Here is a 13600-nt window from a genome sequence, read left to right as displayed (position 1 = left end):
GAACTTTATAATGCATCTTTAGGGTTTACGTGTTTTTTTGGAGTGCTTTTTGTTTTTCGTCTTGTTGTCTGAGTAGCTGCGCGTGAGCTCCCGGTCGCCGGGGGCCCCCGGTGGACGTCCACCGGGGGCCCGCGGCTTTTCCGCCCTGATGGCCGCAGTGCGGGGGCCGGAGTGTCGGAGGGGGTAGGCGCACCGTTCGGCGGGTGGATTCCAGCCCATCGGGTGACAGCACCCGCATCCGGCTGACGTAACCGGGCGCTCGGCCTTATGGTGCGCTGGATCGCAGTGCGACGTGGCCGTGCGCCGGGGTCGCCGCCGGGTAGCGGCGCCCCCGCGGGGGGATGCTGGACGGCGTCCGGCCGGGCGGTCGCCCGGGTGCTTCGCACCGGACCGGTCGAGGGCCGCCCGGGAGGTCGTCCGGGAGGTCGTCCGGAAAACCGGGCGGTGTCACCGGGACGAGTGGAAACCGGGGCGATCCGGAACACCCACCCGGACCGGGGCGTCGAAAATGTCAGTAGCGCCACGCAGCATGCACTACCGGGGATCGGACGCCTCCGCTCCCCGGTCGGAACTGATCGTTTCGAGTCGGCTCAGGGGCCCGTCACCGGGCGCCGGAGGGCTCCGAAGGGGGTGCCGCACCGTATGGCCGCAGTCGACACCGCGCGCGCTCACGCCCAGGCGGTCCTGCGGGTCCGAGGTCTCGCCCTGGCCGCAGCCGTCCTGCCCGCCGCCGTCGAGGTGGTCCTGCTCGCGGGCCGGTTCACCGGCCGGATCGGCGCGCCCGGTGCCGCCGACGCCGCCGGGTGGGACGCCGTCCGCTGGGTGGTCGGCGCGGTCGCCGCGCTGACCCTGCTGGTGGCCGGGCTGACCGCCCGGGCCTACCGCAGGGCCGTGCCGCCGCAGACCCCGGCCGTCCAGGTCCCGCGCGCCGAGGCGCCCGAGCTGTACCGGCTGATCGACGAGCTGGCCGACCGGCTGGACGTCCCCGCGCCGTCCGCCGTCGCGCTCACGCCGGACTGCGACAGCTGGCTGGAGGACGTGCCGCCGACCCGGCCGGCCCGCCCGTTCCGGCCGCACCCCGAACCGGCCGCCCCCGTCCTGGTGATCGGCTCGCCGTTCCTCTGGTGGATGCGGGCCGACGAGCTGCGCGCCCTGCTCGCCCCCGTGGTGGCCGGCGCCGCCGCCTCCGCCGACCCCGAGATCGCCGCCGCCCGGCGCTTCCTGCGCAGCCTGGACGCCAGCCTGGAGCCCGGCGAGGGCACCGCGCCCGGGCTCGGCGGCGCCACCCTGGCCGGACCGCCCCGGCCGCCCCGCCGCGGCCCGGCCGCGCTCGGCGACCGGATCACCGGGCGGATCACCCGCCGGCTGCTGGGCGCCTGCCGGGGCCACGCCGCCGAGCTGGAACGGGCCGTCGCGGGCTGGGCCTCCGAGCAGGCCAGGTCGGTCGACTACGGGCTGCGGATCGCCGCCCAGGAACAGGTCGGCCTGGCCTACGCCGGCTGGGACCGGCTGCTCACCCGCGTCGCGCTGCCCGCCTGGCGGCTCGGCCGCCACCCCGCCCACCTCAACGCCGGCGTGGTCGCCGCCCTCACCGAGCTGTCCCGGCGCGACCGGCTGGCCGACGGCTACGGCAGCCGGCTCGGCGACCGCCCCGCCTGCGACCTGCTGGAGGAGCCCGGCGCCGTCGACCGGGCGGTCTCCCTGCTGGCCGCCGAGCTCTTCTTCGGCCGCCCCGCCGCCGGCACCTGGCACGAGCTGGAGTGGGCCGACTACCCGGCCGAGGTGGTGGACGCCGGCTGGCGGGCCCGCGGCGCCGCGCTGCAGTCCGCCCTGGACCGGCTCGCCCCGCAGGCCCGCCCCGGCGCCCCGACCCTGACCCGGCTGCTGGTTCGGCTCGCCGAGGGCGGCGGCGAACGGCTGGCCGCCGCGCTCGCCGCCCAGCTGGCCCGCACCACCACCCCGGCCCCGCTGCTCGAACCGGCCCGCACCGGGCGCGACCTGCTGGTCGACCACGTCACCGCGATGGTCTGCTGCGCCGCCGTCGACACCGCGGGCGCCACCCCCGGCCTGGACTGGCTGGACGGCCCGGTGCTGCTGCTCGGCGGGGTCCGCCGCACCGACCTCGCCGGTCCGGTCGCCGAGGCCGTCGAGCAGGGCCAGGACGGCCCGCTGCGCGCCTGGCTGGACGCCGCCGACGTCCGCCTGGAGAAGCCCGTCCGGCTTTAGGGCCTGTCTGACACTTCCCGCCGGGCGCGCGACGCCGGGCATCCCGCCTGGACGCACCGGCGAAACGCCCAAGTACGACCCAGCACGAGGCCGCTTCGCCGGCACGCCCAGCCGGGCGCCCAACGCCGCGCGCTGATCCGGCGCGAATTGTCAGACAGGCCCTAGGCCTGTCCGCCTGCCGGGCGGCGCTCGGCGGCCCGGCACGCGCCCCCGGAGGGGCCGGCCGGCGATCGTCTCCGCAGGCCGGAGGCCCCTGTCCGGACGGCCGCGAGATTCCTGCCACCAATTGCGACCACGGGGTGACGGAGCGCCAACAGAGTGTGGTGTATTAGACCGCACGCACATCCGGGGGGCACGTGCCAACCGGGCTTAAGTGCACCTGGGAGGGGCGCGTGGGCACCGAACTCAACCGCCGCTGGGAGTCCGGAACGCACGCGTACAGCGTCTCCGACCCCTTCGGCCAGGGCCCGCTGCCCTGGCTGCGCAGCCCCGACCAGTACCTCGCGGGTGCGGAGGGCGCCGTCCCCTGGTACGTCTCGGTGGACGCGCCCGGCCAGCAGCCGCTGACGGCCGGCGCCCGGCCCAAGCCGCCGGTCGGCACCCCGCAGAGCTCCAACGACGTCGACCAGCAGATCAAGGGCTTCGCCTCGGCCGGGGTGATCCGCCCCGGCGGCTCGGTGGACTTCCGGGTCACCGTCAACCCGCCCCGCGAGTTCACCGTGGACGTCTACCGGATCGGCCACTACGGCGGCGACGGCGCCCGCCACATGACGTCCAGCCCGCTGATCGCCGGGCTCGTCCAGCCCGCCCCGCTGGTGGTCGAGCGGACGGTCTCCTGCCACCACTGGTGGCACTCCTGGCGGCTGCAGATCCCGAGCCACTGGAAACCCGGCGCGTACGTCGCCGTGCTGACCACCGCGGACATGCTGCACCGCAGCCACATCCCTTTCACCGTACGGGACTTCGACGACCAGCCGCACGCCGCCGAGCTGCTCCTGGTGCTGCCGGACGTGACCTGGCAGGCCTACAACCTGTTTCCCGAGGACGGCCGCAGCGGCGCCAGCCTCTACCACGCCTGGGACGGCCTGGGCGGCCTGGTCGGCGAACCGGAGGCCGCCGTCACCGTCTCCTTCGACCGCCCGCACGCCACCGCCGGGCTGCCGCTGCACGTCGGCCACGCGTACGACTTCATCCGCTGGGCCGAGCGGATGGGCTACGACCTCTCCTACGCCACCGCCACCGACCTGCACGCCGGCCTGGTCGACCCGGCCCGGCACCGGGCGCTGGTCTTCCCCGGCCACGACGAGTACTGGTCCGAGCCGATGCGCCGCGCCGCCGAGCGCGCCCGGGACGGCGGCACCTCGCTGGTCTTCCTCTCCGCCAACACCATGTACTGGCGGGTCGAGCTGACCGCCGCCGCCTCCGGCGAGCCCAACCGGCTGCTCAACTGCCGCAAGCGGCAGAAGGTCGGGCCCGGCAGTCCGGCCGCCGGGGCGCCCGGCGCCGCCAGCGCCCTGTGGCGGGACGCCGGCGAACCCGAGCAGCACCTGCTCGGACTCCAGTACTCCGGCCGGGTCGCCGCGCCCGTTCCGCTGGTCGCCCGGCACACCGGGCACTGGCTCTGGGACGGCACCGGACTCCAGGAGGGCGACGAGCTGCCCGGCCTGGTGGCCGGCGAGGCCGACCGCTACTACCCGAAGGTGGCGCTGCCCGAGCACACCGAGCGGGTGCTGCTCGCGCACTCCCCGTACCGGGACCTCGCCGGCCGCACCCGCTACCAGGAGACCTCGCTGTACCGGGCGCCCAGCGGCGCGTACGTCTTCGCGGCCGGGACCTTCGCCTGGTCGCCCGCGCTGGGCCGCCCCGGCCTCACCGACGAGCGGATCCAGCGGGCCACCGCCAACCTGCTCGACCGGCTCTGCAAAATCTAGGGCGCGCGCGTTCGTGAAAGACTGCGGGGGCAGTGACCTCCCCTTTCGCGCTGCCCCACGCCCGCGAACGACCCCTGAGGACTGAGACATCTTGAGCGGATTTGTCACCAAGCCCGAGCCGGTCCAGGTACCCGGCCTGGTCCACCTGCACACCGGCAAGGTGCGCGACCTCTACCGCAACGAGTCGGGCGAGCTGGTCATGGTCGCCAGCGACCGGATGTCGGCCCACGACTGGGTGCTGCCGAACGAGATCCCCGACAAGGGCCGGGTCCTCACCCAGCTGTCGCTGTGGTGGTTCGACCGGATCGCCGACATCGTGCCCAACCACGTGATCTCCACCGAGGTCCCGGCCGGCGCCCCCGCCGACTGGAAGGGCCGCACGCTGGTCTGCCGCAGCCTGGACATGATCCCGGTCGAGGCGGTCGCCCGCGGTTACCTGGCCGGCTCCGGCCTGACCGAGTACCGGGAGCACCGCACGGTCTGCGGCGTCGCCCTGCCGGAGGGCCTGGAGGACGGCTCCGAGCTGCCCGCCCCGATCTACACCCCCGCGCTCAAGGCCGAGGTCGGCGAGCACGACGAGAACGTGCCGTACGAGGAGACCGCCCGCCGGATCGGCGCCGAGCTCGCCGCCACGCTGCGCCGCACCACCCTGGACGTCTACGCCCGGGCCCGGGACATCGCCCGCGACCGCGGCATCATCCTGGCCGACACCAAGTTCGAGTTCGGCCTGCTGGACGGCGAGCTGGTGATCGGCGACGAGGTGCTCACCCCGGACTCCTCCCGGTTCTGGCCGGCCGACGAGTGGCAGCCCGGCCGCTCGCAGCCGTCCTTCGACAAGCAGCTGATCCGCGACTGGCTGGTCTCCCCGGCCTCCGGCTGGGACCGCTACAGCGAGCAGCCGCCGCCGGAGCTGCCGGCCGAGGTGGTCGAGCTGACCCGGGCGAAGTACATCGAGGTGTACGAGCGGCTGACCGGCACCAGCTGGGTCTGAGCCCTCGGAAGGCCCGCGGGCACGGCCCTCAGATCCAGCCGTGCTCGCGGGCGATCCGCACCGCCGCGTGCCGGTTCTCCGCGCCCAGCTTGGTGGCCGCCGAGGACAGGTAGTTGCGGACGGTGCCTGGGGAGAGCGAGGCGCGGGCGGCGATCTCGGTGATCGAGGTGCCGTCGGCGGCCAGCTCCAGGACGTCCGTCTCGCGCGGGGTCAGCGGGGTCTCGCCGGCGCTGATCGCGTCCGCGGCGAGCTCCGGGTCGACGTACCGGCCGCCGGCCCGGACGGTCCGGATGATGCCGGCCAGGTCGGCCGCCGAGACGGTCTTCGGCAGGAAGCCGCGCACCCCGACCTCCAGCGCCCGCTTGAGGTACCCGGGCCGACCGTGGCCGGTGACGATCATGCAGCGGCAGTCCGGCAGCAGCCGGCGCAGCTCGGTGGCCACCTCGATGCCGTCCTTGCCGGGCATCTGGAGGTCCAGCACCGCGATGTCCGGCCGGTGTGCCCGGGCCATCGCCAGCGCCTCCGGGCCCGAGCCCGCCTGGGCGACCACCTCGATGTCGTCCTCCAGCGAGAGCAGTGCGGCCAGCGCGCCCCGGATCAGGTGTTCGTCGTCGGCGAGCAGGACGCGCGCGGGTGCGGTCTCGGTCATCGTCGGGTCTTCCTCCGCGGAGTCGGGGTGGGGTCGGGTCAGAGCGGGACGGCGGCGAGCATCCGGAAGGTGCCCGGGGCGGCCGCCGGGACGGTCAGCTCGCCGCCGTGGGCGGCCAGCCGCTCGCGCAGCCCGTGCAGTCCGGTGCCCCCGCCCTGGGAGGGGAACGGGACGGCGGGCACGCCGTCGTTCTCCAGCTCCAGGACGGCCCGGCCGTCCTCCCGGTGGAGCCGGATCAGGCAGTGGCCGGCCTCGCTGTGCCGGAGCACGTTGGTGGTGGCCTCGCGGATCACCCAGCCGAACACCGACTGCACCGGGGTCGGCAGCCGGTCGGCGTCCTCACCGAGGTCGATCTCGCAGACGACGTCGGCGGAGCGGAGCACCGCGCGGGCGCCGATCGCCTCGGCGTGCAGGTCGGCGGTGCGGTAGCCGCGGATGAGGTCGCGGACCTCGCGCTGCGACTCCTGGGCGATCCTCTGCACCTCGGCCATCTGGTCGGCGGCCTCCGGGCGGCCCCGGCGGGCGAGCTGGACGGCGAGCTCGCTCTTGAGCGCGACGGTGGTGAGGTTGCGGCCCATCACGTCGTGCAGGTCGCGGGAGAAGCGCAGCCGCTCCTCGGCGACGGCCAGCCGGGACTGCGCCTCGCGGGCGGCGTCCAGCTCCCAGACGATGGCGGTCACCCAGGCGAAGCTGCGGCAGCTGCACATCAGGAGGAACAGGCCGATCGACGCCCCGATCAGCAGCCCGGCGATGATCGCCGGGTTGATCCCGGCCAGCAGCATCGCGGGGAGGATCAGCACCATCAGGCCGAGTCCGCCGAGGCAGGCCCTGGGCAGCGACAGACCCACGCTCGCCGGGCCGACCGCCGCGCACAGCAGGGTGGTGGTGAGCACCGCGGTGAACGGGGGTCCGCCGGGCCTCGACGGTCCGCTGCCGGCCGGGCCGAGCAGCAGGAGGGCCCAGGACCCGACCACGGTGAGCGAGGCGTTGACGGCCAGCCAGCGCAGGTACTCGCTGGGCCGCTTCAGGTAGTGGTCGAGCGAGGTGCGGTACGCCCGGAGGGTGACCAGGGTGGAGGCGAGCGAGAGCACCAGGGCGAGCTGGATGACCCGGCCGTACTGCGTGGGGTTCTCGGGGGAGGCGGCGACCAGGAGGTTCACCGGCGGCATGAACAACGCCATCAGGTAGAGCGACCAGCGGAAGTACAGCTCGGCCCGCTTCGGCTTGCCGTAGCCCTTCCATCGGCGGATCGGCCCCCGGACCCCCATCGGATTCCTCCCCTTTCGATCACGATTGTGTCGCTGCCTTCCTATCAGAGGTGGAGGGGGAGACGTGCTTTGGAATCCCTGGAGCCGACCGGCGGGACGTCAGCGGCGCGACTCCCAGCGGAAGTAGCGCACCGCTCCCCAGGCCGCCAGGCCGAGCCAGACGGCGCCGGTGGCGAGGGACGGGGCGGCGGTGGACCAGCTGCCGCCGAAGCCGGTGGCGGCCGCCGAGCCGTCGGTGCCGGTCCAGCCGATCCGGATGAGCTGGAAGGCGGGGGTGGTGGGCAGCAGGCGGCAGAAGTCGGCGATCCGCTCGGGCATGACCTCCAGCGGGATGAGCAGGCCGGAGCCGAACTGGGAGAGCAGCAGCACCGGCAGGGTGGTGATGCCGGAGCTCTCGACGGTCTTGGTGAAGGCGCTGGAGACGGCGGCCAGCCCGATCATGATGCCGATGCCGAGCACGATCCCGGCGGCCAGCAGCAGCGGGTTCACCGGCATGCCGATCCCGAGGACGGCGGCGCCGCCGACGCCGACCAGGGTGCTCATCAGCAGGGCGAGGCTCACCGCGGGCACCGCGGTGCCGAGCAGGATCTCGACGTCCCGGGCCTCGCCGGTGCGCAGCCGCTTGAGCACCAGCTCGTTGCGCCGGGCGACGTAGGCGGCGGTCAGGTTGTAGTAGACGACGAACGCCAGGATCCCGCCGATGGTGCCGTTGATCAGCAGCGCGTCGACGTCCAGCCCGGGGTTGGACTCGGCCTGCTGCTTGAGCATGCTGCGCCGGCCGCCGATCAGCAGCAGCGGCAGCAGCAGGGCGGTGAACAGGGCGGTGCGGTTGCGCAGCAGCAGGGTGCCCTCGGCGCGGCCGAGGGCGAGCAGCCGGCGGGCGGTGGTGCTCGGCGGGCCGACGGGCCCGGCGGCGGTCGGGGCGGTGGTCATCGGGGCGGTGGTCATCGGGCGGATCCGATCAGGCGGCGGCGGGCGGTGGGGCGGGCGGGGGCCTCGGGCTCGGGCTGGTGGGAGGCCTCGGAGGCGATGGCGAGGAAGGCCTCCTCCAGCGAGGCGCTGCGGGCGTCCAGGGCGCCGAGCGCGATCCCGTGGTGGCGGGCCCAGCCGAGCAGGTCGGTGAGGGTGTCCTGGAGGCCGGTGGTGTGCACGGTGACCTTGCGGCCGTCGACGGTGACCTCGGCCCCGGCCAGGACCGGCAGCGCCGTCCCGGTGAACTCGGGGAGCTCGAAGCCGATCCGGGACGGCCGCCCGGCGATCACCTCGGCGACGGTGCCGGCGACCACGACCTGGCCGCCGTGCATGATGGCCAGCCGGTCGGCCAGCTCCTCGGCCTCCTCCAGGTAGTGCGTGGTGAGCAGCACGGTGGTGCCCTGGGCGCGCAGTTCGCGGACCAGCCGCCAGACGGCGGCGCGCGCCTCCGGGTCGAGGCCGGTGCTGGGCTCGTCCAGGAAGAGCACCTCGGGGCGGCCGAGCAGGGCCATCGCGAGGTCGAGCCGACGGCGCTCGCCGCCGGACAGCTGCTTGACCCGGACGTCGCGGCGGTGGCCGAGCCCGACCAGCTCCAGCGCCTCCTCCACCGGGCGGGCGCCGCTGGTCATCCCGGCCCAGCTGCGGCCGGTCTCGGCGACGGTGAGCTCGCCGGGGAAGCCGCCCTCCTGGAGCATGATGCCGATCCGCGGGCGGACGGCGGCGCGCTCCCGGTACGGGTCGCGGCCGAAGACCCGGACGCTGCCCCCGGTCGGGGTGGCCAGGCCCTCGATCAGCTCCATGGTGGAGGTCTTGCCGGCCCCGTTGGTGCCGAGCAGGGCGAACAGCTCGCCGCGGCCGACGGTCAGGTCGACGCCGCGTACGGCGTGGTAGGCGGTGGCCCCGGCGCCGTAGTGGCGGTGCAGGTCGGTGACCTCGATCACGCTGTCGGAGGGGCGGGTGGGCCGGCTCGTTTCCATGCCTCCAGCCTTCCGCCGCCCCGGCCGCGCGGGCAGTGCGCGCCGTCATGGGAAGGGGGTGGGGATCCACGGGTCGGCGATGACAAATGTCATGGGCCCGGAAGTCGCCGGGAAAACGGACGGGAATGCCGAAGGGCCCCCTCGATCGAGGGGGCCCTTCGTTTCGGAGCGGACGACGAGATTCGAACTCGCGACCCTCACCTTGGCAAGGTGATGCTCTACCAACTGAGCCACGTCCGCAGGTCAAACTATTGAGTTGTGCTGTGCTCGCGCACTGCGAGCGGACGACGAGATTCGAACTCGCGACCCTCACCTTGGCAAGGTGATGCTCTACCAACTGAGCCACGTCCGCACGGTGCCTGGTGGGGCACCGGCCGCCTCTTCGGATCTCTCCGTTGCGGCGACGAGGAATACTCTACAGCATCGTTCGGGGTGGTCGCCCCACCCTTTCGGGCGGGCAGGGCGACCGGCGCTCCGGCGGGGTTCAGTTCGCCTCGGCGAACGCCTCGTACACGTGCTTGGGGATCCGGCCCCGGGCCGGCAGCTCCATGCCGCGCGACTGGGCCCAGGCGCGGACCGCGGCCGGGTCCGGGGTGAGCGCGGTGCGGCGGAAGGACTTTCCGGTGCGGCTCTGGCGACGGCCGGCCGCGACGAACGGAGCGAGGGCCTCCCGCAGCTTTTCCGCGTTGTCCACGGACAGGTCGATCTCGTACGACTTCCCGTCGACGCCGAAGTGGACGGTTTCCGCGGCGGCGCCGCCGTCCAGGTCGTCGGAGAGCGTGACAACTACACGCTGAGCCATGGGTGTCAATCCTCTCGGGCAATTCGGCCGCCGGTGCGCGGGGTACGCGCCGGAGCCTGATGTGCACCACTCGCGCAAGGGCATACGGGCAGGCCCGGTGGCCCGCCGGATACGCAGCACTTGCCGCGACAGGTGGCCCTATTCTGCACCCGAAGCGGGTGGAAATCGAAGAGTCCGGCTTTCTTTTCCGGATATTCACGTGTCTTCGCCGGAGTCCGGGATACCGGAGTGCGGGACGGGCGGATCTGTCCCGGAGTGCCGTATTCGGGTGTTCTTCGGTCGTTCTCCTCCGGGGGGCCGAATCCGCGGAAACCGGGGGGTCCGGCCGGGGGTTCCCTGGCCCGGAACCCTTGTGGCGTAAGGGTCTCGGGTCTACGCGCGTCGCGTCGCCCGGCCCGCAATCCCGCCCGAAACCGCAGGTAGTCTGGAGTTCCCCCGCCTCACGAAGACACCACCGGGAGTGCCAGTGGCACGCGTCGTAGTCGACGTCATGCTCAAGCCGGAGATCCTCGACCCCCAGGGACAGGCGGTGCAGCGTGCACTGCCCCGTCTCGGTTTCACCGGGATCGCCGACGTCCGCCAGGGCAAGCGTTTCGAGCTGGAAGTGGAGGGCCCGGTCGACGACGCCGCGCTCGCCCGTATCCGCGAAGCCGCCGAGACCTTTCTCGCCAACACCGTGATCGAGGACTTCACCGTCCGGGTCGAGGAGGAGGCGAAGTGACCACCCGCGTAGGGGTCGTCACTTTCCCCGGCTCCCTCGACGACCGCGACGCCCAGCGCGCGGTCCGCCTCGCCGGCGCGGAGCCGGTCGCCCTCTGGCACCGTGACAAGGATCTCCACCAGGTCGACGCCGTCGTCCTGCCGGGCGGATTCTCCTACGGCGACTATCTGCGCGCCGGTGCCATCTCCCGCTTCTCGCCCGTGATGGAGTCCGTCATCGAGCAGGCGAAGCTGGGAATGCCGGTTCTCGGCATCTGCAACGGCTTCCAGGTGCTGACCGAGTGCCACCTGCTGCCGGGTGCCATGCTCCGCAACAACCACCTGCACTTCATCTGCCGCGAGCAGAAGCTGCGGGTCGAGAATGCGGGCACCGCCTGGACCGCCGATTACGAGGCGGGCCAGGAGATTCACATCCCGTTGAAGAACATGGACGGCCGCTACACCGCGGACGCGCGCACCATCGACGAGCTGGAGGCCGAGGGGCGGGTCGTTTTCCGCTACCTCGACGTCAACCCCAACGGCTCGATCAATGACATCGCCGGCATCTCCAACGCGGCCGGCAACGTGGTCGGTCTGATGCCGCACCCGGAGCACGCGGTCGAGCCGCTGGTCGGCACCGGCGGCACCGACGGCCTGCGCTTCTTCACCTCCGTCCTGAAGCAGCTGGTGAACGCCTGATGAGCCTCGACACCGTCAAGAACGCCGAGCAGACCCCGGACGCCGCCCAGCCCTGGGCCGAACTCGGCCTCAAGGAGGACGAGTACGCGCGCATCCGCGAGATCCTCGGCCGTCGCCCCACCGGCGCCGAGCTCGCGATGTACTCGGTCATGTGGTCGGAGCACTGCTCGTACAAGAGCTCCAAGGTCCACCTGAAGCAGTTCGGCGAGAAGAAGCCCGAGAACGACGCGATGCTCGTCGGCATCGGCGAGAACGCCGGCGTCGTCGACGTCGGCCAGGGCTACGCGGTCACCTTCAAGGTCGAGTCGCACAACCACCCGTCGTACATCGAGCCCTACCAGGGCGCGGCCACCGGCATCGGCGGCATCGTGCGCGACATCCTGGCGATGGGCGCCCGCCCGGTCGCCGTGATGGACCCGCTGCGCTTCGGTGCGGCCGACCACCCGGACACCCGGCGCGTGCTGCCCGGCATCGTCGCGGGCATCGGCGGCTACGGCAACTGCCTGGGCCTGCCGAACATCGGCGGCGAGGTCGTCTTCGACGCCTGCTACCAGGGCAACCCGCTGGTCAACGCGCTGTGCGTGGGCGTCATGAAGCACGAGGACATCCACCTCGCGCAGGCCTCCGGCGCCGGCAACAAGGTCGTCCTGTACGGCGCCCGCACCGGCGGCGACGGCATCGGCGGCGTCTCGGTGCTGGCCTCCGAGACCTTCGACGACACCAAGCCGGCCAAGCGCCCGGCCGTCCAGGTCGGCGACCCGTTCCAGGAGAAGCTCCTGATCGAGTGCACCCTGGAGATCTTCCGGGAGAAGCTCGTCAAGGGCATCCAGGACCTCGGCGGCGCCGGTCTGTCCTGCGCCACCAGCGAGCTGGCCTCGGCCGGTTCCGGCGGCATGCGGATCGACCTCGACACCGTGCACCTGCGCGACACCACGCTCTCGCCGGAGGAGATCCTCATGAGCGAGTCGCAGGAGCGCATGTGCGCCATCGTCGAGCCCGACAAGGTCGACCGCTTCCTGGAGATCTGCGAGAAGTGGGACGTCATCGCCAACGTCATCGGTGAGGTCACCGACGGCGAGCGCCTGGAGATCTTCTGGCGCGGCGAGCTCGTGGTGGACGTGCCCCCGCGCACCGTCGCCCACGAGGGCCCGACCTACCGGCGTCCGTTCGCCCGCCCGAGCTGGCAGGACGCGCTCCAGGCCGACGCCCCCACCGGCGAGCGGCTGGCCCGCCCGACCACCGGCGAGGGCCTCAAGGCGGACCTGCTGAAGCTGGCCGCCCACCCGAACCAGGCCTCCAAGTCCTGGATCACCGACCAGTACGACCGCTACGTGCTCGGCAACACCGTGCTCTCGGTCGGCGAGGACTCGGGCATGATCCGGATCGACGAGGAGACCAACCTCGGCGTCTCGGTCGCCACCGACGGCAACGGCCGCTACACCAAGCTGGACCCGTACACCGGCGCCCAGCTGGCCCTCGCCGAGGCGTACCGCAACGTCGCGGCCGGTGGCGCCAAGCCGCTCGCGGTCTCCGACTGCCTCAACTTCGGCTCCCCCGAGGACCCGGACGTGATGTGGCAGTTCGCCGAGGCCACCCGCGGTCTGGCCGACGCCTGCCTGGCGCTCGGCACCCCGGTCACCGGCGGCAACGTCTCGCTGTACAACCAGACCGGCGAGGTCGCCATCCACCCGACCCCGGTGGTCGCGGTGCTCGGCGTCATCGACGACGTCACCCGGCGCACCCCGGTGGCCTTCGCCGAGGAGGGGCAGCTGCTCTACCTGCTCGGCGACACCGAGGACGAGCTGGGCGGCTCGGCCTGGTCGCAGGCGGTCCACGAGCACCTCGGCGGTCTGCCGCCCAAGGTCGACCTGGACCGCGAGAAGCTGCTCGGCGAGATCCTGATCGCCGCCTCGCGCGACGGCATGATCGACGCCGCGCACGACCTCTCCGACGGCGGCCTGGGCCAGGCGCTGGTCGAGAGCTGCCTCAAGGGCGGCCACGGGGCGCGGATCATCGTGCCCGAGGGCATGGACCCGTTCGTGTTCCTGTTCTCCGAGTCGGCCGGCCGCGCCGTCGTGGCAGTGCCGCGCAGCGAGGAGCTCCGGTTCAACGACATGTGCACCGCGCGGAGCCTGCCGGCCACCCGGATCGGTGTCGTGGACGGCGAAAGCCTGGACGTCCAGGGCCAGTTCACCGTCTCGCTGGCCGAGCTGAAGGACGCCCACACCGGTGTCATCGAGGCTCTGATCGGCTGACACGCATGCTCCTGAGGGGCGGACGGGGGGGGTGGGGGCCGGGCGCCCCCCGGGGGGGGGTTGGGCCCCGGCCCCCCAACCCCCCACCCAACACCCCCCCCCCGATCGCCCCCCCCCCGCGGCGCTACGCA

Annotated in this window: 11 protein-coding genes and 2 tRNA genes; 6 read left to right on the top strand and 7 right to left on the bottom strand. The window is 73.1% G+C overall.

Annotation, left to right across the window (positions count from 1 at the left end):
- Nucleotides 1–642 precede the first annotated feature (642 nt).
- From ABTY15_RS38505 to ABTY15_RS38495, 3 genes are all read left to right on the top strand, one after another.
- Nucleotides 643–2226 carry a hypothetical protein gene (locus tag ABTY15_RS38505; protein ID WP_350606849.1) on the top strand — a complete coding sequence of 528 codons (1584 nt, stop codon included), beginning with the start codon at nucleotides 643–645 and terminating at the stop codon, nucleotides 2224–2226.
- Between the two features lie 392 nt (nucleotides 2227–2618).
- The gene (locus ABTY15_RS38500; RefSeq protein ID WP_350606846.1) at nucleotides 2619–4157 is read left to right on the top strand and encodes a N,N-dimethylformamidase beta subunit family domain-containing protein; all 1539 of its coding nucleotides are present in this window, start codon (nucleotides 2619–2621) and stop codon (nucleotides 4155–4157) included.
- Nucleotides 4158–4248: 91 nt separating this feature from the next.
- On the top strand, nucleotides 4249–5148 hold the full coding sequence (locus ABTY15_RS38495; RefSeq protein ID WP_350606842.1) for a phosphoribosylaminoimidazolesuccinocarboxamide synthase: 900 nt from the start codon (nucleotides 4249–4251) through the stop codon (nucleotides 5146–5148).
- A 28-nt stretch (nucleotides 5149–5176) separates the two neighbouring features.
- On the opposite strand, the gene ABTY15_RS38490 is transcribed toward ABTY15_RS38495, so the two are convergent.
- The 7 genes from ABTY15_RS38490 to ABTY15_RS38460 form a co-directional block, all read right to left on the bottom strand.
- Nucleotides 5177–5797: a response regulator gene (locus ABTY15_RS38490; RefSeq protein ID WP_350606839.1), complete on the bottom strand. Its 621-nt coding sequence runs from the start codon at nucleotides 5795–5797 to the stop codon at nucleotides 5177–5179.
- A gap of 38 nt (nucleotides 5798–5835) precedes the next feature.
- The gene (locus tag ABTY15_RS38485; RefSeq protein WP_350606836.1) at nucleotides 5836–7065 is read right to left on the bottom strand and encodes a sensor histidine kinase; all 1230 of its coding nucleotides are present in this window, start codon (nucleotides 7063–7065) and stop codon (nucleotides 5836–5838) included.
- 99 nt (nucleotides 7066–7164) lie between these two features.
- Entirely contained in the window at nucleotides 7165–8013 is an 849-nt protein-coding gene (locus ABTY15_RS38480; RefSeq protein WP_350606833.1) for an ABC transporter permease, read from the bottom strand.
- Entirely contained in the window at nucleotides 8010–9014 is a 1005-nt protein-coding gene (locus ABTY15_RS38475) for an ATP-binding cassette domain-containing protein (RefSeq protein WP_350606831.1), read from the bottom strand. Before ABTY15_RS38475 ends, ABTY15_RS38480 begins: the two co-directional genes overlap by 4 nt.
- Before the next feature lie 167 nt (nucleotides 9015–9181).
- A tRNA-Gly gene (locus tag ABTY15_RS38470) sits at nucleotides 9182–9254 on the bottom strand.
- 39 nt (nucleotides 9255–9293) lie between these two features.
- Nucleotides 9294–9366: transfer RNA gene (locus ABTY15_RS38465), tRNA-Gly, on the bottom strand.
- Nucleotides 9367–9498: 132 nt separating this feature from the next.
- Nucleotides 9499–9816, bottom strand: coding sequence for a histone-like nucleoid-structuring protein Lsr2 (locus ABTY15_RS38460; RefSeq protein ID WP_030304494.1), 318 nt, complete (start codon nucleotides 9814–9816; stop codon nucleotides 9499–9501).
- Between the two features lie 466 nt (nucleotides 9817–10282).
- On the opposite strand from ABTY15_RS38460, the gene purS reads away from it, so the two are divergent.
- From purS to purL, 3 genes are read left to right on the top strand one after another with little or no spacing between them, the layout of a single operon-like run.
- Nucleotides 10283–10537, top strand: a complete 255-nt coding sequence (gene purS, locus ABTY15_RS38455; protein WP_350606827.1) for a phosphoribosylformylglycinamidine synthase subunit PurS — start codon at nucleotides 10283–10285, stop codon at nucleotides 10535–10537.
- On the top strand, nucleotides 10534–11214 hold the full coding sequence (purQ, locus tag ABTY15_RS38450; protein ID WP_350606825.1) for a phosphoribosylformylglycinamidine synthase subunit PurQ: 681 nt from the start codon (nucleotides 10534–10536) through the stop codon (nucleotides 11212–11214). The genes purS and purQ overlap by 4 nt, the downstream gene beginning before the upstream one ends.
- Nucleotides 11214–13469: a phosphoribosylformylglycinamidine synthase subunit PurL gene (purL, locus tag ABTY15_RS38445; protein ID WP_350606821.1), complete on the top strand. Its 2256-nt coding sequence runs from the start codon at nucleotides 11214–11216 to the stop codon at nucleotides 13467–13469. Before purQ ends, purL begins: the two co-directional genes overlap by 1 nt.
- The last annotated feature ends 131 nt before the right edge of the window (nucleotides 13470–13600 follow it).

This window comes from Kitasatospora sp. NPDC097643, assembly GCF_040302625.1.
GTDB lineage: Bacteria > Actinomycetota > Actinomycetes > Streptomycetales > Streptomycetaceae > Kitasatospora.
This window is presented reverse-complemented; position numbering and strand designations above follow the sequence as displayed.